Source organism: Oscillospiraceae bacterium (assembly GCA_015068645.1).
GTDB lineage: Bacteria > Bacillota > Clostridia > UMGS1840 > UMGS1840 > SIG452.
In genome coordinates this window covers 18739-42594 of sequence record SVKD01000015.1, presented here as the reverse complement: position 1 = coordinate 42594, position 23856 = coordinate 18739, and the positions used below count along the sequence as shown (strand labels likewise).

Here is a 23856-nt window from a genome sequence, read left to right as displayed (position 1 = left end):
AAGATTTCCCACAGAGTTAATCTGGTAAGAACGCACGTAGACTATGTGTTTGATAGGTCGGAGGTGTAAGTGCAGTAATGTATTGAGCTAACCGATACTAATAGTTCGAGGACTTGACCAGAGCATACAAGATATGCATAAGTGATACAAGGAAACAAGGTTACAGAATTTACTATCCAAGCAGAATTCGTATTATTCGGTTTTGAAGGTACAAGAAATACCTTTAACCATACCGGTGACCAGCGGAGAGGCCCCACCCGTTCCCATCCCGAACACGGAAGTTAAGCTCTCATGCATCGAAAATACTTGGCGGGAGACTGCCCGGGAAGATAGATAGTTGCCGGTTTTATGAAAAAGACCACCCTAAAGGTGGTCTTTTTCTTTTTGTTGCTTGAAAAACGGCGCAGACCGCGAATTTTAAGAGAAAAATTCGCTATGAAAAAACTTCACCATTCGGCGTACCATCTGTACGCCTTCAGGCTTACGGTTGGGGCGGATAAATCCGCACCCAACTTCAGTTTTTCCATTCTGCATCCGTTTTTCTGCACAAGAAAACGATATATTTGGCAAAACGGATGAACTTCACCACCCAGCGTACCGTTATGCTGTACGCAGTACTACGCCTTCGGATAACCCCTTCGGGTTCAGTTTCTCCGTTCTGTTCTCATTTTTCCTCGTATAATTTTTTCAAGGTAAAACGGCGCATAATCCGTGAATTTCACCCTCGGCGTACACTAGGTACAGCCGAGGGCTCCGTCAAGGCGTTGCCTTGATTCAATTTCCGAATTCTGTTCTCATTTTTCTTCGCAAATATTTTCTAATGTAAAATACCTTAGAATCAAGATAAACGGCATCACTCGCCGTACCGTTATGCTGTACGTTGTAGGGGACGGTGCCCACACCGTCCCGCTGTATGATTTTGATGAACGCTTCGTTTTGCCGTACCTAAAACGGGCAGAGATGGTCATCTGTCCCTACAATTTTGTATACGATTCTCACCTTATCCGTTGACATTTTTTGACAAATATAGTAGTATAATAAAGTAACAAAAAACAAGGAAGGTGAAGATGTGGCACGAGCAAAAAAATTGGACCCTAAAGGGTTTGTTTGGGTTGTAATTGCCTTTGTTCTGGCATTTTTTGCAACAAAAATCCCCGAATATACCAAGCCGTCGCCTTTAGCTGATGTAGACTGGCAGGGGAAACTTTCCGTGGTATATGTGGACACCGGGAATTCCGATTCTATTGTGGTCCATTTTCCCGACGAGCGTACTATGCTCATTGATGCAGGAAAACCCGACGATTTTGATGCTATTTCCCAGGTATTGGAAAGCTTCGGGGAAGACACCATTGACTACGCTGTAATTACCCATCAGCATGATGACCATATCGGTTCATTTCCTGAAATTTTAGAAAATTACACGGTGAAAACCGTTTATATGCCCACATCTCCCATCGCTAACGACCCTACCGAAGAATCCATGAGAATTATCGAGGAGCATAATATACCCCTTGTGGAAATCAAGCAGGGCGTGATGGTGTGTGAGGGAACGGTCAAAGCCGAATTTTTGTCTCCCATGTATGAGCATTACGGTGACAAAAATGACTACAGCGGTGTGCTATACATGACTTATGGCGAGCGGAGTTTCCTCTTTATGGGAGATGCCACCACAGACGTGGAAAACGATATGCTTTCTAAAAAAACCGTTCCTCATGCGGACGTGCTGAAAGTGGGACATCACGGTTCCAAAGGCTCCACATCGAAAAACTTTTTAAATGCGGTGATGCCCTCCTATGCAATCATTACTACAGGAGAAAATGACTACGGACATCCCACAAAAAAGGTACTTGATTTACTCAGTGCCAAAGGAATTGAAGTGTTCCGAAGCGATCATCACGGAAATATTACGGTGGTAACAGACGGAGAAGACCTGAGTGTGACACCGCAAGAGAAAGCTCAGTAAAAAAACAGCTGTTTCCCTAAAGGAGGCAGCTGTTTTTTTATCGGAAAAGTTTTTTATTCTTCTGATGTGGCAAACTGTCAAAAAAATGGTAAGAAAAAAACTGTGGTTTTTGTTGATTTTTTTGAAATGATATGCTATAATGAACTTGGTATATTGAAAATGGGGGCATGTTACCCGTTTTCTGCCTAAGAATTATTTGTGAAAAATAACTTACATAACAGGAGGACCCAACCATGATGAAAAAAATTCTTTCGTTACTGCTTGTAATGATGATGTTCTCAAGCGTTGCCTTTGCGGCAAATTTCACCGACTTTAATGAAAGCCACTGGGCATATGTTTATGTGGATGAATTAGTGGAAAATGGTGTTGTAAACGGGTATGAAGACGGTTCTTACCGTCCCGAATCCAATGTAACCCGTGCAGAGCTTTCCAAACTTCTTTCTCTGCAATTTGGCGAAAGTGTAGAAAAAACCTATACCGACGTATCAGAAAACGATTGGTTTTATGATTATGTAACTGTCAGCGGCAGTTATTTCCTCTCTGAAGGTGTTTTTAATCCCAATACTCCTGCAACCAGAGAAGAAGTGGCATATGCCATTTACAAAGCGAAAAACTTAAATGCACCTACCGCTGCAGCAACCTTTACCGACACTGCAAATATTGCAGCAGTATATCAGGATGCTGTTGCAGCTGTTGCAGAACAAGGTATTATCACCGGTTATCCCGACGGTAGCTTTGGTCCCAAAAACAATATTACCCGTGCAGAGGTTGCAACTGTATTATCCAGAGCGATTAAGCTGGATGTTGGCGAAGCGCTCTATCGGGAAGTTTTCAAAATGGCGAAACTGACCAAAAAAGGTTACGATGCCAATGCTTTAATCACTTACGGGGAATTGTCTTCTGCAGCACTTCGTATGTTCAACAATGAATATAAATTAGCATACTACAATTTAGGAGACGTTGTTGGCAAACGTCCTTTCGAACATGACGATGCCTTATCCTTCTGGATTATCGGCAGAGACGTGTTAGGTGCAAATATTGTTACCGAAGCGAACATTGATACTCCCATCAGCGTAAAAGAAGCAATCGATGTTATGGCATTCTACGCAGAAAAACACGATTTCTTAAAGAGAACCATTGATAAATCCAAACTGATGGCAGGAAGCGATTTAACCGCTCCCTTAAACTATTTCCGTTTTGCGCAGTTGATTACCGAAATTGACGAACAGATTCCTATGTTGGTAAGAGTGGATGTTACCAGCGGTGCCTCTGCCAACAAAATTCCCACTGAAATCCGTAAGGACCTGGGTAGCTATCCGGCAAACAGAAGTCGGTATCAGGCTATTTTAGAAGAAATTCCCAACAGCATTTATGAAGCAGCATATCCCTTCCAGGGAAGCGCTTTGGGCGAAGCGTATGATTTTGCAAGAGAAATGATGAGCTTCCTCTTAAATCCTCTGCATGATTTTGCTATTATTGCACAGCATAACGGTGCGGAAATTCAGATCAGCTACTATCCGTCTTTAGTAATGCGCAAAGATAACGTATATGTAATGCGTGCGCAGATTGAAATTCTGTCTGCAAAAGACGGTTTGACCTTAGAAGATATTTGCTTGACTAAAGTAAACAGACCGATTAAAGCCGGAGATAAATTTTTCTGTGATATTAACACCAATGCACAGGTTCCTTCCGCAAATTTCAACGGTGGAATGCTGACCATTGATGCAATTTACGAATAAAAGAAAAAGAAACATTTGTTTAGGAGATTCGGGTATGAAACTGAAAATTGCCAATCTTCATATCGAAATCACAGGGGACTTAAATCCTTTGTTTATTGAGCGTGCAACACCTTATGAGACATCCTTTTTCAAGGCAGATATTACCATTCATTTTCATTTGAAAGACCATGTGGAATTGCCCTTGGATTATCAGATTTTGTCCGTTACCAATGACCGTACCTGGGCAGTGTTGCCAAACGGTGCTTTCAGTTATTGGGATTTTAACGAGCAGATTGGCAAACATACCTTGCTTACCAAAATCAAAAAAGATAAAATTGACATTCAGTTTTACCGTCTGGAAGATGAGCAGGAAATCCGCTTGATCAATGAAGCTCTGCGGGAATATAAAAAGACTATGCCCAATCCCAAGGAATATAAAAATGCGGATAAAGCAGCGTTTAAGCCGGAATTTCCGTTAATCAATTCTACCGACCAGGCAATGCGATATGCATTACTTCATCATAACGGATTCATGGTGCATGCCTCTGCAATCAGTTATGATGGGTATGGAATTTTATTTTCAGCTCCCAGCGGAACCGGAAAAACCACCCATACCAAACTGTGGGAAGAAGCTTATGATTCTGCATTCATTTTGAATGATGATTCTCCTATCATCCGCTTTTTGGAAGACGGCAAGGCCTATGCCTGCGGTTCTCCCTGGGCAGGTGCCAGTGGAGAAGGGCAGAATGTGGTGGTTCCCTTAAAAGCAATTGTATTTTTGCAGCAGGGTGAGAAAAATGAGATTTCTCGCTTGCAGACCTTGCAGGCGCTTCAATGGTTGTTAGGCTCTGTGAATCGCCCCGTGGAAAAAGGACTTATGGATAAACTTTTTACCTTGATTCACTTGTTACTCAGCGATACCCCTTGTTACCTTTTGAAATGCCGTCCTGACCGTGATGCGGTGGAAACGGTAAAAAAAGAATTATTTTGTAATGATTAACTGCCGGGAGAAACAGAAAAATGACAAATGCTTTTTCTAAGATTCAAAATTATTTAAAACGACGTGTTTTTCGTGTGAAAAACCATCTTTTGTATGCAACTTTAGCGCAGATTGTGTTGATGTCCGTCAATGTGCTGACGTTCCTCAGCGATACTCTGGATATCCCCTTTACGGTATTTCACATTGTGGTTCCCACCTATTTTTATCTGCTCTTTATTGTGTGTTACTACTGCCTTACTTACAAAATGAACAGGAAGCTGATCAGGCAATCTCTGTTTTCCAGAATTTTGGTGGTTACCATTCTGGCGGTAAACGTGGTTTACACTGTGATTACCACGATAGATGAAGAAGGCTGGTTCTATTATTTAGACACGGTAATCGTGCAGGCGATCAACGCTTTTTATATTATGATTTATATCACTACAAACGGCAGACAGTTTGCCCAGGGACGTCAGCTGAATTTGCTTCGTATCTTCGGATACGCTTCTGCAATTTCCGCGTTGTTGGCTTTCTATTTCACTTTCGTGGATCCTATGGTCATGTGGGTACTGGTTGTTGCAACCACCGTGCTGTTATTCGGTACCTACCTGATTTTCCATGAAAATCTGAAGAAAACATTACCCAAGAAAAAACGGTTACGTTCCCGTGCACAGAATAGTCTGAGCACGTCTGTCAAACAAAATAGCATGAAAAAATCTACGAAGCAGAACAGCTTAAAAGATCGATCCAAGAAAAATGGTTGATTTGCATACACACACTACCAATTCGGATGGGTCCCTTACTCCCCGTGAACTGGTGAAATTAGCAAAAGAGCAAGGATTTTCGGCAATTGCCGTGACTGACCATGACACGGTGGACGGAGTTTTTGAAGCAATGCAAGCCGGAAATGAATTCGGGATTGAAACCATTCCCGGGATTGAGCTTTCTTGTAACTATGAAAGAGAGCTTCATATAATCGGGCTTTTTATCGATCCCAATTATCCGCCCTTGGTGGAAAAGTTAAAGGAACTTGCAAAAAATCGGGAAAAGAGAAACCAAAAAACCTTAGAAATTTTAAATAGCTTAGGAATGCCCATCACCGTGGAGGAAGTGAAACAAATTGCCACGGGAAACATCTGGGGCAGAGCTCATTTTGCCAAGCTTCTTTGCGATAAGGGGTATGTGGCAAGCGTGAAAGAGGGTTTTCAGAAATATTTGGGACACGGCAGAGTGGCTCACGTGAACGAAGACCGTATTGAGCCGGAAGATGCCATTTCTCTCATCCGTGCGGCAGGTGGCGTTCCCATTTTAGCCCATATGCACTATTTGAAATTATCAGAAGAAGATTTACGAAATCTTCTCATCCGCTTTCAAAAAAGCGGACTTGCGGGGGCAGAGGTGATTTACACCGAATACACTCCCGAACAAACCAAGCTATATACCGAACTGGTGGAGGAATTAGGACTCCTAAAAAGTGGCGGAAGCGATTTTCACGGGGCAATGAAGCCTCAGATTCCACTCACCCCCAACCACCTTCGGATACCATACTCATTTTTAAAGGAGATTAAAAACCATGTCCGGACATTCTAAATGGTCAAACATCAAACACAAAAAAGGAAAAACCGATGCCCAGAAAGCAAAGGTATACACCAAAATCGGCAGAGAAATCGCAGTAGTGGTAAAAGCAGGCGGCCCTGACCCCACGGTTAACGGAAAACTCCGTGATTTGATTGCAAAAGCAAGAGCTAACAATATGCCCTCTGAAAACGTGCAGAGATGTATTAAAAAAGCGGCAGGCGGCGAAGATACCTCCAACTACGAAGCAATCACCTATGAAGGTTACGGCCCCGCAGGCGTAGCGGTAATTGTGGAAACCTTAACCGATAACCGTAACCGTACCGCAGCAGACGTGCGTCACGCTTTTGATAAATGCGGCGGCAATATGGGTGCAACCGGTTGTGTAAGCTGGTCCTTCCAGGAAAAAGGCATCATTGTGATTGAAAAAGAAGATGCTATGGATGATGAGGAAATGACCTTAGAAGCGCTGGAACTGGATGCAGAGGACATTGAAGTGCTGGATGAAGGCTACGAAATCACCACTTCTCCCGACACCTTTTCTGCTATCCGTGAAGCATACGAACAGAAAGGTTATACGATCTTAGAAGCGGAAGTTTCCAAAATTCCCGATAACTATACTACCTTAACCGATGAAGACCACATCAAGAATATGAATAAACTTATTGATATGTTAGAAGACAACGACGATGTGCAGAATATTTATCATTCATGGAATGAATAGAACTCGATAAAATAACGCAGATCACAAAAAAGCAATGGATAATCCATTGCTTTTTTTGTTACGAACAAACTTCATCACTCGCTGTACCGTTATGCTGTACGCAGTACTACAGCTTTGGATAACCCCCTGCGGGGTTCAGTTTGTTCGTTCTGCGTCATTTTCTCATCGTTTCCCCAAACAGTTTTTGAATGACGAAAATCCAAATTTGTAGGGCAGGGGCTTGCTCCTGCCGCATTTGAATTCAAAAAATAAAATAAATAAAAAATAAAAAAATGCAAAAACTAAAAGAACCAAAATATTAAAAACAAAAATCAAAATGAGAACAAAGGATGGATTTTATGAACCATGGGGGAGACCGTTTTTTGGAACTTTTATCCATGCAATTTCCAACTCAAAAGGTTGCTGCTGCCGAAATTATCAACTTAACTGCCATTTTAGGCCTTCCGAAAGGTACCGAACATTTTTTAAGTGACCTGCACGGGGAAGATGAAGCATTTTGTCAGTTGTTAAAAAATGCATCGGGGGAAATCCGATTAAAAATTTCCGAAGTGTTTTCACAAAATAAAGAACAAGCCGAAGTACTTTCCCAAAAAGAGCAGGATGAACTTGCTCATCTGATATACAACCCGAAAGAATTTTTGGCTAATCGGAAAAAAACAGCTTTCTGGTATCATAAAACCTTTTCCCGATTGATTCTTCTGTGTCGGGCGGTGGCGGACAAATATACCCGTTCCAAAGTGCGAAAAGCCCTTCCCGAAGAATATGCATACATTTTAGAGGAGCTGTTGCACCGACGTCCCGATTCTCCTAACCGTCTGGCATATCAGAAAAGCATTCTGGATGCCGTTATCGGTGTAGGACAGGCGGATTCGTTTATTGGTGTTCTTTGTGAATTAATCAGTCGTTTAGCGGTGGATCATCTGCATATTTTAGGAGACATTTTTGACCGTGGCAATGGTCCCCACCGTATTTTAGATATCCTGGAGACTTATCACAGTGTGGACATCTGTTGGGGCAATCACGATATTCTCTGGATGGGCGCTAACTTGAAAAATCCTCTTTGTGTTGCCTCGGCGGTACGGATTACTTTGCGGTATAATCATCCCAAACTGCTGGAACAAGATTATGGAATCCCTCTTAGAAAACTGTTTTTTCTGGCAGATAAACTGTATGGAGAAACATCTTGCACGTGCTTTTTGCCCAAAGGGGAAGCTGACGGCGATTGCTTTTCTGTGGCTCGTGCACACAAAATTATTTCAGTAATTTTGTGGAAGCTGGAGATCACATTCCGAAAAAACCATCTTCATTATGACTTGGAGCATACCTGCACACTGGAACATATTGATCGGGACGGCAAAACCATTCTTTGTGATGGGGTTTCCTATCCCCTTTCCGACACCTATTTTCCCACTGTTGATCCTCAAAAACCATGGGAACTGACGGCAGAAGAAGAGGAAGTGTTACAGGATTTGTGCCAAAGCTTTTCTCATTCGGAAAAACTCAGCCGACACGTTCGGTTTCTAATTGCAAAAGGGAGAATGTATCAGGTGATGAATCACAATCTGTTGTATCACGGGTGCATCCCTTTTACAGAGGATGGTTCGTTTGCATCCTTTTTGGGGTATCGGGGACGTGCTTTGATGGATTTTTGCGATAAAGCCGTTCGTAAAGCATATTTTCTGGAAGAAAATCATCCTGAAAAAAAGTCTGCAGTGGATTTTTTCTGGTATTTGTTTGCCGGAAAGTATTCTCCTTTATTCGGAAAAAACGAAATGAAAACACTGCCCCGATACCTTGTTTGTGACAAATCTGCTCATCGGGAAATTAAAAATCCGTATTATCGGCTCATAGAGGGAGAACAAGGGAAAGAGATTGCCCGAATCATTTTGTCAGAATTTTCATTGTATGAAGAGTATTCCAAAATTGTAAACGGACATGTTCCTGTTCGTCAGAGCAGTGGAGAAAGTCCGCAGAAAGCCGGTGGAATCCTTTTTATGATAGATGGCGGATTAAGTCCTGCCTACCAGGAAAAAACGGGAATCGGCGGATATACGCTATTGTATAATTCTCACGGTTTTTTCCTGACTGCTCACCAACCGTATGGCACTAAAAATGTAAACACCTCCGAAGCATTTTGTTCACATAGGGTGGTGAGAGACCATCGTAATCACCGAATCCGAGTTTTCAATACAGACACAGGATTTGTGATTCAAAAAAGAATTCGGGAACTTCGCCGTCTTATCAGTCATTATCAGGCGGGAACACTGCCGGAAACACCCTCTCCAAAAAAAATGTATAAAATCAAGAAAATTACCATATAATAAAGTTGAAAAAACACATCAGAACAGTCGATTCAGTAAAAATCGACAGAAAAACAGGAGGCGTCATGTATGTTGTTAGATACCATTTCATTGGTTTTGGTGATTGTGGGAGCATTAAACTGGGGTGCCATCGGTCTTTTTAACGTAGACCTGGTTTCATCCATCTTTGGTGCAGGCTCCATGCTCACCCGAATCATTTTCTCCTTAGTGGGAATTGCAGGTCTTTGGGCGATTACCATTCTGTTTAAGGACAAAGTCCCCATGGAACACAGGGATTAAAAAAACGGTAAAAATGGGTCAGAAATAATTAAGCTCACCCTCGACGTACAGCACGTACGCCGTCGGGTAACGCAAAGCATAGCTTTGCTTCGCTTTCTTATTTCTGTTCCCATTTTTCCTCGTTTTTGGGGGATTGCCTATGATGGAGGAAAATTCCACCCGCTCGGTACAGCTTCGGGCTTGTCAAAGCAAAGCTTTGATTCGAATTTCGAATTCTGCATCCATTTTTCCTCGTTTTGGGGTAGGGGTAATGAAAAACGAAAAATGAAGAATGAAAAATTGCGGTGGCACCCTGCGGTTGCATCAGATATTTCAATGGTTGGCAATGCCAACCCACCATCATTATTCATTCTTCACGATTCATTATTTATTAAAAAAAAGGAACTGTACGAATCTACAGTTCCTTTTCCTTTAATTGTTCTTTTAAATTGCGGATGGCATTTCCTCTGTGGCTCAAACTGTTTTTTTCGGAATCCGTCATTTCAGCGAATGTCTTTTCTAAAGCTTCCACATAAAAAATCGGGTCATAGCCAAAGCCGTTGTCACCACGTTTTTCATCAATAATCACGCCTTCGCATTCGCCCTCAGACACTAAAATATCATCCTCGGAAAACACCGCTGCAATCACGCTTTTAAATCTTGCGGTGCGGTTGGGTTCGTCTTTCAATTTGGCAAGGAGTTTGTCCATATTTTTGTTGTCGTCGGAGGGTTCGCCCGCATATCGTGCGGAATACACGCCCGGTTCCCCGCCAAGCGCATCCACCATAAGACCCGAATCGTCGGAAATGGTGGGAATTTTTGCAATTTTATAAATTTCTTTTGCTTTTAAGAGAGCGTTCTCTAAAAAAGTGGTGCCTGTTTCTTCCACGTCTGCGGTGATACCCATATCACGAAGAGACACACATTCGATGCCAAGCTCTCCCAAAATTTTATTGAATTCTTTTAACTTGCCTTGATTATTGGTTGCTACTAACAGTTTCACGTTTTTTTCCTCCCCCAAATCAGTTTGGAATCCATTAACCCTGCTTTGGTTAACGGCTTTAAAATCACAAATGCAATAAAGAAGTCCAGCAGATGATGCAGGGAAGTGCCCACACCAATCCAGAGTTGTACCAATTTCATAGAGTTGCCTTTTAAAAGATAACTCATATGGAAGAAGGTTGCGGCCCAATATATGGTGAACATATCAGCCAGGGTATGTAATACCATCGTAACAAGAATGGTCAGCACAGGATTCATTCTTTTGCGAATCATCATTGCACCTGCCACGGTAAAAAACACGTGAGTTGCCGCTCTTGCCGCTACTATCCCATCAATGGTGAAAAAGAATCCGATAGCAGAACCAAGCGCTGCAAAGGCAGCTGCAAGGGGACTCACAAACATGGCAATAATGAGCGGTGTGTGGGATGCCAGGGTTGCTGTAAATGGGTAGAATTGAATCACTTTAATGGGCATAAACATCGGAATAACGATAGCCAATGCAGTGAGCAGTGCTGTCAAAGTGATTTTTTTGGTTTTGTTTCTCATACTGTTCATTCTCCTTTTCTGAGAAGACAAACCGCGTACGCTGAAATTCCTTCTTCGCGACCGGGGAAGCCGAGTTTTTCTGTGGTGGTTGCCTTAACACTGATATTTTCTTTGTTGGTTTGAAGCACACGGGCGATATTTTCCCGCATTGCCTCAATATGAGGTGCAAGTTTCGGGCGTTGGGCACAAATGGTGCAATCTGCATTGCCCATTTCATAGCCGTGTTCTTTCATCAGAGCAGTTACTCTTTCTAAAAGAATCATACTGTCAATATTTTTATAGGCGCCATCGGTATCGGGGAAATGCTTTCCGATATCGCCTAAAGCCAGTGCACCCAAGATGGCATCCATCAGGGCGTGCACTAAAACGTCAGCATCAGAATGCCCCAAAAGCCCCATTTCGTGGGGAATATCCACTCCGCCCAAAATGAGCTTTCGCTCAGGCACCAGTTTATGTACGTCATAGCCAAAGCCGATTCTCATCTCTTCGGCCTCCTTTTTGTTTTGGTTTATTCTTCGTATTGTGCATCAATCAAAGCAGAGAGCATTAACATATCTTCTCTGGTGGTCAGTTTCAGATTTGCATAGCTACCTTCGGTGATGTGAATTTGAACACCGAGAGCTTCCACCAATGCGCAGTCATCGGTGGCAGAGGAATCAAAATTCTCATAGGCTTTTTTGATGATATCTGCCCGGAAACATTGGGGTGTCTGGATTTCTACCAGCTCATCCCGATTGACGGTTTCTTCGATAAATCCGTCTTTGTTAACTCTCTTGATCGTGTTTTTCGGCTTCACTCCCAGAGCAGAAGCGTCATATTCCATTGCATTTTTGATGCATTCTTCCATGAGTGCTTCCGAAACACAGGGACGCACCCCATCGTGAATCATAATAATTTCAGCATCCTCGGAAACTTCTGCCAATCCTTTTGCCACGGATTCGGCACGGTTTTTGCCGCCTGCCACAATTTTGGTTACTTTTTCCAGGTCAGCTGCTGCCACAATATCCTTGGCAGTTAGGATATCGTCTTCGGAAACCACTAAAATGATTTCTTTGACCATATCGCTTTTTTCCACGGCTTCCAGTGTGTGGGAAAGCACAGGCATCCCAAGTAAGGGCAAAAACTGTTTTTTTAGTTCCGATTGCATCCGGGAACCTTTGCCCGCTGCTACCACAATGGCAGAACATCGGGGGTCAGGGTCATCCGGTGCAAAAAGGCTTTTAATTCCTTCCAGCATAGTAAATTCCCTCGTTTGATATCATATTGTTATATATTATGCAGTTACAGCGTCGGGAAGACGTGCTTCCAGCAATTCTTCTGCTTCCTGCAGAGAAATGTTTAACGAAAGCATAATTTCAGAAACTAAAATCTGATGAGCAGACAAAAACATTTTTTTCTCGCCGGAAGAAAGACCTTTTTCTTTGTCTTTTTCCCGAAGATACTGATAAATAGGGCCGATTTCAAACAAATCTCCCGATTTGATTTTTGCCATATTTTCCCGATATCTCTTGTTCCAGTTATCATTCACCGCAATTTCTGCGGTGGCGATAAAAGAGAATAATTCGTCAATCACGGTGGGGGCAACTACGCCTCGCACTCCGATTTCGTCAGCATTTTTTACGGGCACCATCAGAGAAATATTTCCAATGGGTACTTCCAGTATATAGTAGGAACTGATGCTCCCTAAAATTTCTTTTTCTTCAATGGCGCGGATGATGCCTGCGCCGTGCATGGGATAAACGATTTTGTCGCCGATTTGGTACATTCCATGGTCCTCCTGTAAAATGTCCCAGGGTGAAAAGCTTACAAATTACATTCATTTTAACATATTTTTCCCATAAAGTAAAGAGAAAAAACCATATTTTCCTATTTTTTACGAAAATGAAAAAAGGCGGTAAAAAAAACTGCCAAAATTTGGTCACTTTTTCTTGAAAAATGACAAAATTCTCTTGACTAGGCGGTAAGATTGTGCTAAACTTAAAAATGATATGCTCAATAGGTGTAGCCACCTTTTTTTGGTATGCGAAAAATTGTATGAGAAATCAGAGGCAAATTCCGAATGCCTCTGTTGGAACTTTACATAAAACCCCTGAAAAAACGGGGGATGGACTTAGTGGAAACGGAGGTAATTTCCTGATGGTAATTACAGATTTTTTAGAACAAAATGCCCAAAAATTTTCTGATGATGTGGCACTGGTGGAAATTGTGCCCAATATCATTTCCCAGGCGAGAACCACTTGGAAGGAATACAGCTTGATTCCCACCAACTCCGAAGAAAGCGGAAGATGCGAAATTACTTGGTGTGAATTTAACAAAAAAGCCAACCGATTTGCGAACCTTTTATTGTCCCGTGGCGTCAAAAAAGGAGACAAGGTTGCCATTTTAATGATGAACTGCTTAGAATGGCTTCCCGTGTATTTCGGAGCATTAAAAGCAGGCGCACTGGCAGTGCCCTTAAACTACCGTTACACTTCCGACGAAATTAAGTATTGTTTAGAACTTTCTGAGTCTGATGTTTTGGTATTCGGACCTGAGTTTATCGGTCGTGTGGAAGAAATCTGCGATATGATTCCCAATGTGAAGCAGTTATTCTATGTGGGAAAAGACTGCCCCTCCTTTGCAGAAAGTTATGATAAACTGGTGACTTATTGCACCTCCAAAACTCCCGAAATTCCGCTGACCCCCGACGATAATGCAGCAATTTACTTCTCCTCGGGTACCACAGGATTTCCCAAAGCGATTTTACATAACCACGAAAGCCTGGTGCACGCTTGCTTAACCGAGCAGAACCATCACTCCCAGACCAAAGAGGACGTGTTCCTTTGCATTCCGCCTCTTTATCACACCGGTGCCAAAATGCATTGGTTCGGTTGCTTAGTGGTGGGCGCGAAAGCAGTTCTTTTAAAAGGGGTAAAACCCGAATGGATTGTGGAAACTGCGGCAGACGAAAAATGTTCTATCGTGTGGCTGTTGGTACCGTGGGCACAGGATATCTTAGATGCTATTGATAATGGTACCATTAAAATTGACCAGATGGATTTATCCAGATGGAGACTGATGCACATCGGTGCACAGCCTGTTCCCCCCAGCCTGATTAAGAGATGGAAATCCATTTTCCCCAACCATCAGTATGACACCAACTACGGTTTATCCGAATCCATCGGACCCGGCTGTGTGCATTTAGGGGTAGAAAACATCCATAAAGTGGGTGCCATCGGCAAAGCAGGTTACGGTTGGGAAGTAAAAATCGTGGATGAGCGTGGCAACACCGTGGAAAAAGGCGAAGTGGGTGAACTTGCCGTAAAAGGTCCCGGCGTGATGACCTGTTACTACAATGACGAAAAAGCCACCAACGATGTGTTAAAAGACGGTTGGCTCTTTACCGGCGATATGGCCCAGGAAGACGAAGACGGCTTTATCTTCCTGGTGGACCGTAAAAAAGACGTGATTATTTCCGGCGGTGAGAACTTATATCCCGTTCAGATTGAAGATTTCATCCGCACCAATCATAAGGTAAAGGACGTAGCAGTAATTGGCTTACCCGACCCCCGTTTGGGAGAAATGGCGGCAGCAATCATCGAATTGAAAGAAGATATGAGCTGCACCGAAGAAGAAATGGATAACTTCTGCAAAGCGCTTCCCAAATACAAACGTCCCCGTAAGATTATTTTTGCCGAAGTGCCCCGTAATCCCACCGGCAAAATTGAAAAACCGAAACTAAGACAAATCTACTGCGGCGAAAGCTTGGTTGCGGCGCAGAACGAAATATAGGAGGTTTTTTAGAATTATGTCTAAAAGATTGATGATTGGTAACGAAGCCGTTGCCAGAGGTTTATATGAAGCAGGGGTAAGCGTGGTATCCAGTTATCCGGGTACTCCTTCCACCGAAATCACTGAATTTGTTGCAAAATATAACGAAGTGGACGCCGAATGGGCAGCCAATGAAAAGGTGGCAATGGAAGTTGCTATCGGTGCTGCTATTTCCGGTGCACGTTCTTTCTGTGCCATGAAGCACGTTGGCTTAAACGTGGCGGCTGACCCCTTATTCACCGTGTCTTACACCGGCGTAAACGGCGGTTTGGTTATTGGCGTTGCAGACGACCCGGGAATGCACTCCTCTCAGAATGAGCAGGACTCCCGTAACTATGCCAATGCGGCAAAGGTGACTATGTTGGAACCTGCCGACAGCACCGAATGTAAGGAATATGCCAAACTGGCTTACGAAATCTCTGAGCAGTTCGATACTCCTGTACTACTCAGATTAACCACCCGTATTGCACATTCTCAGTCTATCGTGGAAGAGTGCGACAGAGTGGATGTTCCCTTAAAAGAATACCAAAAAGATGTAATGAAATATGTCATGATGCCCGGTATGGCAAAAAAACGCCGTCTGGTCATCGAAGACAGAAAAGACAAACTGGTGGAATATGCAGAAACCTCCGGTATTAACCGTATGGAATTAAACGATACCAAAATCGGTATCATCACCGCAGGTGCTCCCTACCAGTATGCCAAAGAATCCTTCCCCGAAGCATCTTATCTGAAACTGGGTATGCTCTGGCCTCTGCCCACCAAACTGATTCAGGAATTTGCAAGTAAAGTGGAAAAACTCTATGTTTTAGAGGAATTAGACCCCTATATTGAAAATCACATCAAGGCAATGGGCATTGAAGTTCACGGAAAAGACACCTTCTCCATGTTCGGCGAATTCTCCAACGTGTCTGTAAGAGAAGCAATCTCCGGCAAGAAGGACGAAGCAACTTATCCCGACTATAATCCGCCTATGCGACCTCCCGTAATGTGTCCCGGCTGTCCCCACAGAGGTATGTTCTACGTACTGTCCAAACTGAAACTGGTTGTTTCCGGGGATATTGGTTGCTACACCTTAGGTGCGGCGGCACCCTTGTCTGCAATGGATACCACCATCTGTATGGGTGCATCCGTCAGTGCGGCACACGGGATTTCCAAAGCAAATCCTGAATTATCCAAGAAAACCGTAGCGGTCATCGGGGATTCCACCTTCATCCATTCGGGTATGACAGGTCTTGCCTCCACCGCATACAACAAAGGCACCTCCACCGTGATTATCTTGGATAACTCCATCACCGGTATGACCGGCCATCAGCAGAATCCCACCACCGGCAAAACCTTAAAAGGCGAGCCCACCGTGGCGGTGAATTTGGAAAAATTTGCAGAAGCAGTTGGCTATACCAGAATCAAAGTGGTGGATCCCTTCAATGTGGAAGAATGCGAACGGGTTATCAAAGAAGAAATTTCCGTGGAAGAGCCGTCCTTGATTATTGCACGCCGTCCCTGTGTGTTATTAAAAGGCGTGAAATATGATTTTGACGTAAATATCTCTAAAGATAAATGTAAAAACTGTAAGATGTGTATGAAAATCGGATGCCCTGCAATTTCCATTGTAGACGGCAAACCCGAAATCAACAAAACCTTGTGTACCAACTGCGGACTGTGTAAAAACATCTGTAAGTTTGATGCCATCACTCTGTAAGAAAGGGGGAGACTAAGATGAGCACAAAATCTATTATGATTGTAGGTGTTGGCGGTCAGGGTACCTTACTTGCCAGCAGAATTTTAGGAAACTTAGCCATCGAAAAGGGTTATGACGTAAAAGTATCCGAAGTGCACGGTATGAGCCAGCGTGGCGGCAGCGTGGTAACTTATGTGAAATACGGTGAAAAAGTTCATTCTCCCGTGATTTGTCAGGGAGAGGCAGACATTATTATTTCCTTTGAAGAATTAGAAGCGCTGCGTTGGTTGCCTTATCTTAAAAAAGGCGGTAAACTTATCACCAATGTGCAGCAGATTATGCCTATGCCGGTCATCATCGGTGCGGCAGAATATCCCCAGAATATTTTAGATACTTTACAAAAAGAAGAAGTGGATTTAGTTTCCGTCAATGCGTTAGAAATTGCAGAATCCATCTTAAATTCCAAAGTAACCAACGTGGTGCTGTTGGGAGTATTGGCAAAATATCTGGAATTTGACAAGCAGGATTGGGTAGATGCAGTGTTAGCCACTGTTCCCGAAAAATTCAAAGAAGCAAACGAGAAAGCATTTTTACAAGGTTACGAACAATAAAAAGATTTTATCGGAATAACAAGAGAGCAAAACAAAGAAGCTTAAGATGTCCTCACTTTTCATCTTAGGCAGAATGAGGCTGTTTTATGAATCATAAAAGACAGATGAATCAGGTGGATTCTCATAATTATAATGGATATGTGAATCAAAAAACCGGATTCAATCAGAAAAAATTTTGGAAAACCTTTGGTATCTCCTTGCTGATTGAACTGCTGGTAGTGGTACTTGTAGTTGCAGGGATTATTGGGTACCGTGCGTTTCACCGCAATATCGGTGATGGTGACGAAATGACGGAAACGCTGTCTGCAGGCACCTTTGATGATGCACGTAATCTTTTGATTCTCGGTACGGATAAGAGCGGAAAACTTTCCGATGTGATTATGGTGATTGCAGTAGATCCCGATAAAAACACCTTATCACTGTTGTCTGTTCCCCGAGATACTAAAGTGTATTTTGACAATGACGATTTAGAACCCGATCAGTATATCAACGAAAACGAACCATACAAAATCAATGCAGCTATTGGCGTTGGCGGTGACAACTTTGCGGTTCAAACCGTTATCAATGAGCTGGATATTCCCATTCATGACTATATGATTGTGAACTTCCAGGCGGTGGAAACCATTATTGACGAGTTGGGCGGTGTTCAGTTTGACGTGCCCCAGAATATGTACTACACGGACCCCGAGCAGGATTTATATATCAATCTGAAAAAGGGTGATCAGCTCTTAGACGGTGAAAATGCAGTGGATTTGTTGCGTTTTCGTAGCTATGTGATGGGGGATTTGGAACGAAATCGCGTGCAGCAGCAATTTTTCCAAGAGGCATTTGCCCAGAAATTTAAGCCCAAGTATATCGGAAAAGTTCCCGCTATTTACAATCTGATCAATAAAAATATCCGTTCCAATATGAGTTTGGCTGAGATTTTATCATATGTGGATGTTCTTTCCAATATGGACAATCGAGAAGTGCAAACCTTTGAACTTCCCGTTACCATATCTGATCCTTTTGTAATTATCAACCAAGAAGAAGCGGATATGATTTTAGACGATTACTATCGTTAAGTCCCAAATAGGAGTAAAGGAAAACGAAAGTGGGGGTAAAACCCTGCTTTCGGTTTTCGTTTTTTTAAAAGACGATGATCAAACTGACTTTTAAGCCGCAACTGAAACGAAAAAACCGTTTTTCTGTGTTTATGGGAGACACTTATCTGTTTTCCATTTCTTCGTATACCTATCAGAAATTGGTGGGCAAAGAGGAGCTTTTAGCGGAAAGTGTGGAGGCATTTCAGAAAGAATGTGTATTTCCTGAGCAGTATGATTATTGTTTGGGGCTACTCTCCCGCAGAATGTATTCCGAGAAGGAATTGGGGGAGAAATTAAAGCTTCGGGGGTGTCCGCCTGCTGTGGCAGAGGAAATCATCGAAAGATTAAAAGAAAACGGATACCTTTCGGACGAAAGTTACAAGGAGCAGTTTTTATATTCCAGGCAAACCTATAAAAAGCAGGGCTTTTATAAAATCCGTCAGGAGCTTTTAGGGAAAGGAATTTCACTGGATGCTTCAGAGTATGATTTTACCGCTGAAAAAGAAAATTTAAAAGAGCAGGTGGCACTGCTTATAGCAAAACAAACCGAAACCCCAAAAATATACAGTCGTCTGATTCGAAAGGGATATCGCTTTTCGGATATTACCGATTGTTTGAGAAATCTTTCGTCCCAAGTGTTGGAAGAAGATTATGAGGAAGATTATGATGCCTAAGATTTTATGGATTCAACTTGGCTGCTCCAAAAATAAGGTGGACGGCGAAATTATGATTACCAATCTGCAAAACGCAGGCTATGTGATGGTGGATAATGAGGAAGATGCCGACGTGATCATCATAAACACCTGTGGGTTTATTAAGGCTGCCAAAGAGGAAGCCATTTCGGAAATCTTAAATGCGGCATCTTATGGAAAAAAAGTGATTGTGGCAGGTTGCTTATCAGGACGATATCAGAATGAAATTTTAGAAAATTTTCCCGAAGTGGACGGTGCGCTGGGGATTCACGATACTTCTAATATTGTGGAAGCAGTTTCCAAAGTGCTAAAGGGTGAACGAGTGGCGTACTTTTCCAAAAGCGAGGAAGAACCAAACTTTTGTGAGCGTGTTTTGACCACACCGTTTTATTATGCGTTCTTAAAAATTGCAGACGGCTGCAGCAACGGCTGTTCTTATTGTGCCATTCCGAAAATTCGCGGAAAATACGTGTCCAGACCCATGGAATCCATTATCGAAGAAGCCAAATGGATGGCAACCCAAGGGGTAACCGAAGTGATTGTGATTGCGCAGGATACCACCCGTTACGGCGTAGATTTATACGGCGAAAATAAATTGGTTGCACTGCTTTCGGAATTAGAAACCATTGAAGAACTCCGCTGGATTCGTCTTCATTATCTTTATCCGGAATCGGTAACCGACGAGCTGTTGGATTTGATTGCGGATTCCAAGAAAATTCTGCATTATTTTGATATTCCCATTCAGCACTGTAACAACAGAATTTTAAAACTAATGAACCGTCGCACCGATAAAGATGAAATTTTAACCCTACTTCATAAAATCAAAACAAAAATGCCCGATGCAACCATCCGCACTTCCTTAATCAGCGGATTTCCCTCGGAAACCGTGGAAGAACACAAAGAACTGGTGAACTTTGTGAAACAAGGCTTTTTTGACAGACTTGGCGTGTTCCCCTATTCTACCGAAGAAGGCACCCGTGCCGCCCGCATTACAGGAAAATTAAAAACCCATGAAAAAGTGCGCCGTTCCAATGAAATTATGAAGCTTTCTTCTCAGGTATCGTTGCAGAAGAATAAGCTGAAAATCGGCAAAACCTTTGAGGTGTTAGTTGAGGGGATAGACACCGTCAACAACATTTATTTTGGCAGAACCTATATGGATTCCCCCGAAATTGACGGCACAGTTTACTTTGAAGCGGATTTTCCTGTGGATATCGGGGAATATATTACTGTGAAAATTACCGGCTGTGACCAATATGATTTATCGGGCATTGCCGTGAAAGGATAATCATTATGTATCAGATTGATGTGGAAACCCATAGCCATACCATTGTGAGTAAGCACGCATACTCCACCATGCAGGAAAATATCAAGGCAACCCGTGATGCCGGAATGCGTGGTCTTTGCATGACCAATCATGCCCCTGCCATTCCTGATGCCCCGGGAGAAGTGCATTTCACTTGCTTAAAATTTCTGCCAAATGAAATTGATGGGATCCGATTCTTCAAAGGTGCAGAAGCGAATATCATTGATTATAAGGGCGGTTTGGATTTGCCCAACACCGTACTTGCTATGCTTGATTGGGTGATTGCCTCCATTCACGGACCTTGCCTTCCCAAAGGTTCTATCGAAGAAATTACCGAATCTTATCTTCGCGTTTTGGAAAATCCCTATGTGCACTGCATCGGTCATATGGGGCAGCAAAATTACCGTTGCGATTTTGAAGCGGTGGTAAAAAAGGCAAAAGAACAAAATAAAATTATTGAATTAAATAACCATTCTTTAGAGGGAATCCGTCCCGGCTCCAAAGAGCTCTGCACCAATGTGGCAAAGCTCTGCAAACAGTACGGCACTCGCGTGGCGGTGTCTTCCGATGCCCACTATTCCGGCTGTATCGGAAACTATAAGCTGGTGTTTGAAATGCTTTCGGAAGTGGATTTCCCCAAAGAATTGATTGTAAATGCAAGTTTAGAAAGTTTTGAAGCTTATTTAAAGGAAGTAAAAACGCAGTTTTAACGTGGCAACAGGAGGATATGACAATGAAGTATTATTTAGGCGTGGATTTAGGCGGTACCAATATTAAAGCAGGAATTACCGACGAAACAGGGAATATTCTTTTAAAAACTTCTGTCAGAACCGATTCCGCAGGAGATGCCCAAAAAATAGCAGACCAGATGGTTGGTCTTTGCCGTGAACTGGTCGAAAAAGCCAAGGTATCCATGGATGACGTGGAAGCGGTAGGCGTGGGAATCCCCGGTACCGTGAATGCGGAAAACGGAACAGTAATTTACTGTAACAATTTAGATATGGACGGTGCTCCCATTGGTGCCATGATGCAGGAGCAACTGCAAAAACCCGTTTATCTTGCCAATGATGCCAGCTGTGCGGCATTAGGTGAATTTGTTTGCGGCAGCGGTAAGGAGCATAATTCCATTATTTTAGTCACCTTAGGCACAGGTGTTGGCGGTGGCATTATCTTAGATGGAAAGCTCTGGGAAGGGCTGGAAGGTGCAGGTGCCGAAATCGGCCATATGGTGGTGCATATCGGCGGTGCGGAATGTACCTGCGGAAGAAAAGGTTGTTTTGAAGCCTATTCTTCTGCCACCGCATTAGTGAATCAGACCAAGGCGGCAATGGAAAAACATCCCGAAAGTATCTTGCATGCCGTTGTGGCAAAAACCGGAAGAGTCAGCGCCAAAACTGCTTTTGATGCCATGAGAAAAGGCGATCAGGTTGCGAAAGAAGTTGTGGATAATTATTTGCATTATTTATCCGAAGGGGTTGCCAATTTAATCAATATTTTTGCGCCGGAAGCCATTATTTTAGGCGGCGGTGTGTGTAACGAAGGGGATGCATTGCTGGTTCCCTTAAAAGAACAGGTTATTGCAAAATGTTATGGTGGCGATTTGATTCACCATGCGGACATTTCTATTGCATCTTTGGGAAATGATGCGGGATTAATTGGTGCGGCAATGCTCTTTCATGCATAATATCTGTATTTTTACAAAAATTCCGGAAGGAGTTCTTTATGAAAACAATCTTTGAACGATTACAAGAGATCTGTTCCTGTGTGTTGGAACAGGAACCTATGGCAAAGCATACCACCTTTAAAATCGGCGGTCCCTGCGATTATATGGTGCTTCCCAAAAGCGTGGAGGAAGTGAAGAGTATCTTATCATTTGCCAAAGAAGAAAATATCCGTGTTACCGTGTTGGGAAACGGCTCCAATGTGTTGGTGGCAGATGAGGGGATTGAAGGTATCGTTTTGAAAACCACAGAAATGAAAACGATTACCTGCAACGGGGAAGAAATCACCGCTCAGGCAGGCGCAAGACTTTCCACCCTTTGCGAAGTTGCCAAGGAGCATAGCTTAGGCGGACTGGCGGAACTTTCCGGGATTCCCGGCACCGTGGGTGGCGGCGTGTATATGAATGCCGGTGCTTACGGCGGCGAAATCAAAGATACCCTGGTAAGCTCCTTGTATCTTAATGAACATCTTGAACTGCAAACTCTTTCCGCCGAAGAACACGAATTGTCTTACCGACACAGTATTTTCCACAAACAGCCGCAGTGGATTGTTTTGGAAAGCACTTTCAAACTGACTCCTGCCAACCGTGATGAGCTTCACGAAACAACCGTGGAGTTATTAAAAAAACGAAATGAAAAACAGCCCTTGGAATATCCTAATGCAGGTAGCACCTTCAAACGTCCCGAAGGTTATTTTGCCGGGAAACTGATTCAGGATTCCGATCTTCGCGGATTTTCGGTGGGAGGAGCTCAGGTTTCCGAAAAGCATTGCGGTTTTGTAATCAACCGGGGCAATGCCACGGCAAAAGACGTTTGTGATTTAATCAAAGCTGTACGGGAGCGGGTACTAAAAGAATTCGGCGTGACGATGGAAGCCGAAGTGCGTTACTTAAAGAGAGGCTGCCCCGAAGCCAAATTGTAAATATCCCCCCAAAAGGAGGAAAATCATGTCCTTTACAGGAGAAATCAAACGGGAACTAAGCGGCGCTATGCCAAAACGTTCCTGTTGTGAAATGGCGGCATTAGCCACCTTATATGCAATGCTCAGCGAAGAAAAGCGGAGCGAAATTCATTTAAAAACCGAAAATATCACCATTGCAAGACGTATTATTATCTTATCCCGAAAGCTTCTGGGATTGGAATTGAAGCCCGATATCCGTTCTGCAAGCTCCAAAAGCAGAAAACAGATTCATCTGGTGGTGTCGGGAAAAGAAAATATTGAAATCCTGAAAAAGGAGCTTCATATGATTTCCGAAAAGGCAAATATCTTTTCTTCCAGAATCGATCCCTCCTTTTCGGTGTCGGACTGTTGCAAACGGACGGTTCTGCAAACTGCCTTTTTGGCATCCGGATTTATAAACAGCCCGAAAAAATCTTATCATTTGGAAATTGTAACCCATAAAAAACGGGTATTTACCGATATTTTAAACATTTTTGAAGAAGTTGGTATTGAAGCCAAAAGCATCACCCGCCAGAATAAATATGTCATTTATTTAAAAAACAATGAACTCATCTGTGATTTTCTGGGAATGATCGGCGTGAAACGGGGCCTGTTCCTCTATCACGAAATCAAAATGGAAAAGGAACTAAAAAACGGCATCAACCGTCAGATGAACTGCGAAAGTGCCAACGAGAACAAAACCATCAATACTGCACTCATTCAGACCCAAGCCATTCAGAAAATTATGCAAAGCTCGGTGGCAGATACCTTGTCGGAGCCTTTAAAAGAAACGATGAAGCTCCGCCTTGCTTACCCCACGATGTCCCTGTCTGAATTATGCCAAGTATCCGAAACCAAAATCACAAAATCGGGGTTGAATCATCGGTTCAATAAACTCATTCAGATTGCAGAAACCTTGTAAAG

General features: G+C 43.0%; 23 protein-coding genes and 2 rRNA genes. 20 read left to right on the top strand and 5 right to left on the bottom strand.

Annotation, left to right across the window (positions count from 1 at the left end; all coding sequences use genetic code 11):
* The 10 genes from E7413_07655 to E7413_07610 all read left to right on the top strand — a co-directional run.
* Positions 1 to 120: ribosomal RNA gene (locus tag E7413_07655) — 23S ribosomal RNA — on the top strand; the annotation flags it as partial.
* Positions 121 to 231: 111 nt separating this feature from the next.
* Positions 232 to 346 (top strand): 5S ribosomal RNA (gene rrf / locus E7413_07650).
* 723 nt (positions 347 to 1069) lie between these two features.
* Entirely contained in the window at positions 1070 to 1963 is an 894-nt protein-coding gene (locus E7413_07645; protein ID MBE7019732.1) for an MBL fold metallo-hydrolase, read from the top strand.
* A 233-nt stretch (positions 1964 to 2196) separates the two neighbouring features.
* Positions 2197 to 3702 (top strand): S-layer homology domain-containing protein, encoded by a 1506-nt coding sequence (locus E7413_07640; protein MBE7019731.1) that lies wholly within the window; start codon positions 2197 to 2199, stop codon positions 3700 to 3702.
* Between the two features lie 34 nt (positions 3703 to 3736).
* Complete coding sequence (locus E7413_07635; GenBank protein ID MBE7019730.1) at positions 3737 to 4681, top strand: hypothetical protein; 945 nt, start codon at positions 3737 to 3739, stop codon at positions 4679 to 4681.
* Positions 4682 to 4701: 20 nt separating this feature from the next.
* Entirely contained in the window at positions 4702 to 5424 is a 723-nt protein-coding gene (locus E7413_07630; protein ID MBE7019729.1) for an acyltransferase, read from the top strand.
* On the top strand, positions 5417 to 6250 hold the full coding sequence (locus E7413_07625) for a PHP domain-containing protein (protein ID MBE7019728.1): 834 nt from the start codon (positions 5417 to 5419) through the stop codon (positions 6248 to 6250). The genes E7413_07630 and E7413_07625 overlap by 8 nt, the downstream gene beginning before the upstream one ends.
* Positions 6234 to 6959, top strand: a complete 726-nt coding sequence (locus E7413_07620) for a YebC/PmpR family DNA-binding transcriptional regulator (GenBank protein MBE7019727.1) — start codon at positions 6234 to 6236, stop codon at positions 6957 to 6959. The genes E7413_07625 and E7413_07620 overlap by 17 nt, the downstream gene beginning before the upstream one ends.
* A 329-nt stretch (positions 6960 to 7288) precedes the next feature.
* Positions 7289 to 9280, top strand: coding sequence for a fructose-1,6-bisphosphatase (locus tag E7413_07615; GenBank protein MBE7019726.1), 1992 nt, complete (start codon positions 7289 to 7291; stop codon positions 9278 to 9280).
* A 69-nt stretch (positions 9281 to 9349) separates the two neighbouring features.
* Complete coding sequence (locus E7413_07610; GenBank protein MBE7019725.1) at positions 9350 to 9559, top strand: DUF378 domain-containing protein; 210 nt, start codon at positions 9350 to 9352, stop codon at positions 9557 to 9559.
* Between the two features lie 394 nt (positions 9560 to 9953).
* Here E7413_07610 and E7413_07605 read toward each other — a convergent pair whose 3' ends face one another.
* From E7413_07605 to E7413_07585, 5 genes are read right to left on the bottom strand one after another with little or no spacing between them, the layout of a single operon-like run.
* A complete protein-coding gene (locus E7413_07605) occupies positions 9954 to 10541 on the bottom strand; it encodes an XTP/dITP diphosphatase (protein ID MBE7019724.1) in 588 nt (195 codons plus the stop codon).
* Positions 10538 to 11086: an ECF transporter S component gene (locus E7413_07600; GenBank protein ID MBE7019723.1), complete on the bottom strand. Its 549-nt coding sequence runs from the start codon at positions 11084 to 11086 to the stop codon at positions 10538 to 10540. The genes E7413_07605 and E7413_07600 overlap by 4 nt, the downstream gene beginning before the upstream one ends.
* A gap of 5 nt (positions 11087 to 11091) precedes the next feature.
* The gene (locus tag E7413_07595) at positions 11092 to 11568 is read right to left on the bottom strand and encodes a 2-C-methyl-D-erythritol 2,4-cyclodiphosphate synthase (protein ID MBE7019722.1); all 477 of its coding nucleotides are present in this window, start codon (positions 11566 to 11568) and stop codon (positions 11092 to 11094) included.
* Between the two features lie 26 nt (positions 11569 to 11594).
* A complete protein-coding gene (gene ispD, locus E7413_07590) occupies positions 11595 to 12323 on the bottom strand; it encodes a 2-C-methyl-D-erythritol 4-phosphate cytidylyltransferase (GenBank protein MBE7019721.1) in 729 nt (242 codons plus the stop codon).
* A 36-nt stretch (positions 12324 to 12359) separates the two neighbouring features.
* Positions 12360 to 12851: a CarD family transcriptional regulator gene (locus tag E7413_07585; GenBank protein ID MBE7019720.1), complete on the bottom strand. Its 492-nt coding sequence runs from the start codon at positions 12849 to 12851 to the stop codon at positions 12360 to 12362.
* A 371-nt stretch (positions 12852 to 13222) separates the two neighbouring features.
* Here E7413_07585 and E7413_07580 point away from each other — a divergent pair, with 371 nt between their 5' ends.
* The 10 genes from E7413_07580 (at position 13223) to whiA (ending at position 23854) form a co-directional block, all read left to right on the top strand.
* Entirely contained in the window at positions 13223 to 14857 is a 1635-nt protein-coding gene (locus E7413_07580) for an acyl--CoA ligase (protein MBE7019719.1), read from the top strand.
* Positions 14858 to 14888: 31 nt separating this feature from the next.
* Entirely contained in the window at positions 14889 to 16598 is a 1710-nt protein-coding gene (iorA, locus tag E7413_07575) for an indolepyruvate ferredoxin oxidoreductase subunit alpha (protein ID MBE7019718.1), read from the top strand.
* 17 nt (positions 16599 to 16615) lie between these two features.
* Positions 16616 to 17188 (top strand): indolepyruvate oxidoreductase subunit beta, encoded by a 573-nt coding sequence (locus E7413_07570; protein MBE7019717.1) that lies wholly within the window; start codon positions 16616 to 16618, stop codon positions 17186 to 17188.
* Between the two features lie 86 nt (positions 17189 to 17274).
* Positions 17275 to 18252 carry a LytR family transcriptional regulator gene (locus E7413_07565; protein MBE7019716.1) on the top strand — a complete coding sequence of 326 codons (978 nt, stop codon included), beginning with the start codon at positions 17275 to 17277 and terminating at the stop codon, positions 18250 to 18252.
* 74 nt (positions 18253 to 18326) lie between these two features.
* Positions 18327 to 18947 (top strand): regulatory protein RecX, encoded by a 621-nt coding sequence (locus E7413_07560; GenBank protein MBE7019715.1) that lies wholly within the window; start codon positions 18327 to 18329, stop codon positions 18945 to 18947.
* On the top strand, positions 18925 to 20253 hold the full coding sequence (rimO, locus tag E7413_07555) for a 30S ribosomal protein S12 methylthiotransferase RimO (protein MBE7019714.1): 1329 nt from the start codon (positions 18925 to 18927) through the stop codon (positions 20251 to 20253). The genes E7413_07560 and rimO overlap by 23 nt, the downstream gene beginning before the upstream one ends.
* Positions 20254 to 20258: 5 nt before the next feature.
* A complete protein-coding gene (locus tag E7413_07550) occupies positions 20259 to 20981 on the top strand; it encodes a phosphatase (GenBank protein ID MBE7019713.1) in 723 nt (240 codons plus the stop codon).
* Between the two features lie 23 nt (positions 20982 to 21004).
* Positions 21005 to 21955 carry an ROK family glucokinase gene (locus tag E7413_07545; protein MBE7019712.1) on the top strand — a complete coding sequence of 317 codons (951 nt, stop codon included), beginning with the start codon at positions 21005 to 21007 and terminating at the stop codon, positions 21953 to 21955.
* 38 nt (positions 21956 to 21993) lie between these two features.
* On the top strand, positions 21994 to 22914 hold the full coding sequence (murB, locus tag E7413_07540) for a UDP-N-acetylmuramate dehydrogenase (protein ID MBE7019711.1): 921 nt from the start codon (positions 21994 to 21996) through the stop codon (positions 22912 to 22914).
* Positions 22915 to 22939: 25 nt separating this feature from the next.
* Positions 22940 to 23854: a DNA-binding protein WhiA gene (whiA, locus tag E7413_07535; protein MBE7019710.1), complete on the top strand. Its 915-nt coding sequence runs from the start codon at positions 22940 to 22942 to the stop codon at positions 23852 to 23854.
* Positions 23855 to 23856: the final 2 nt, after the last annotated feature.

Coding starts and splice junctions, on each gene's coding strand:
- E7413_07640 (MBE7019731.1), top strand. CDS start 2,197: ATGATGAAAAAAATTCTTTCGTTACTGCTTGTAATGATGATGTTCTCA.
- E7413_07635 (MBE7019730.1), top strand. CDS start 3,737: ATGAAACTGAAAATTGCCAATCTTCATATCGAAATCACAGGGGACTTA.
- E7413_07630 (MBE7019729.1), top strand. CDS start 4,702: ATGACAAATGCTTTTTCTAAGATTCAAAATTATTTAAAACGACGTGTT.
- E7413_07625 (MBE7019728.1), top strand. CDS start 5,417: ATGGTTGATTTGCATACACACACTACCAATTCGGATGGGTCCCTTACT.
- E7413_07620 (MBE7019727.1), top strand. CDS start 6,234: ATGTCCGGACATTCTAAATGGTCAAACATCAAACACAAAAAAGGAAAA.
- E7413_07615 (MBE7019726.1), top strand. CDS start 7,289: ATGGATTTTATGAACCATGGGGGAGACCGTTTTTTGGAACTTTTATCC.
- E7413_07610 (MBE7019725.1), top strand. CDS start 9,350: ATGTTGTTAGATACCATTTCATTGGTTTTGGTGATTGTGGGAGCATTA.
- E7413_07600 (MBE7019723.1), bottom strand. CDS start 11,086: ATGAGAAACAAAACCAAAAAAATCACTTTGACAGCACTGCTCACTGCA.
- E7413_07595 (MBE7019722.1), bottom strand. CDS start 11,568: ATGAGAATCGGCTTTGGCTATGACGTACATAAACTGGTGCCTGAGCGA.
- ispD (MBE7019721.1), bottom strand. CDS start 12,323: ATGCTGGAAGGAATTAAAAGCCTTTTTGCACCGGATGACCCTGACCCC.
- E7413_07585 (MBE7019720.1), bottom strand. CDS start 12,851: ATGTACCAAATCGGCGACAAAATCGTTTATCCCATGCACGGCGCAGGC.
- E7413_07580 (MBE7019719.1), top strand. CDS start 13,223: ATGGTAATTACAGATTTTTTAGAACAAAATGCCCAAAAATTTTCTGAT.
- iorA (MBE7019718.1), top strand. CDS start 14,889: ATGATTGGTAACGAAGCCGTTGCCAGAGGTTTATATGAAGCAGGGGTA.
- E7413_07570 (MBE7019717.1), top strand. CDS start 16,616: ATGAGCACAAAATCTATTATGATTGTAGGTGTTGGCGGTCAGGGTACC.
- E7413_07565 (MBE7019716.1), top strand. CDS start 17,275: ATGAATCATAAAAGACAGATGAATCAGGTGGATTCTCATAATTATAAT.
- E7413_07560 (MBE7019715.1), top strand. CDS start 18,327: ATGATCAAACTGACTTTTAAGCCGCAACTGAAACGAAAAAACCGTTTT.
- rimO (MBE7019714.1), top strand. CDS start 18,925: ATGAGGAAGATTATGATGCCTAAGATTTTATGGATTCAACTTGGCTGC.
- E7413_07550 (MBE7019713.1), top strand. CDS start 20,259: ATGTATCAGATTGATGTGGAAACCCATAGCCATACCATTGTGAGTAAG.
- E7413_07545 (MBE7019712.1), top strand. CDS start 21,005: ATGAAGTATTATTTAGGCGTGGATTTAGGCGGTACCAATATTAAAGCA.
- murB (MBE7019711.1), top strand. CDS start 21,994: ATGAAAACAATCTTTGAACGATTACAAGAGATCTGTTCCTGTGTGTTG.
- whiA (MBE7019710.1), top strand. CDS start 22,940: ATGTCCTTTACAGGAGAAATCAAACGGGAACTAAGCGGCGCTATGCCA.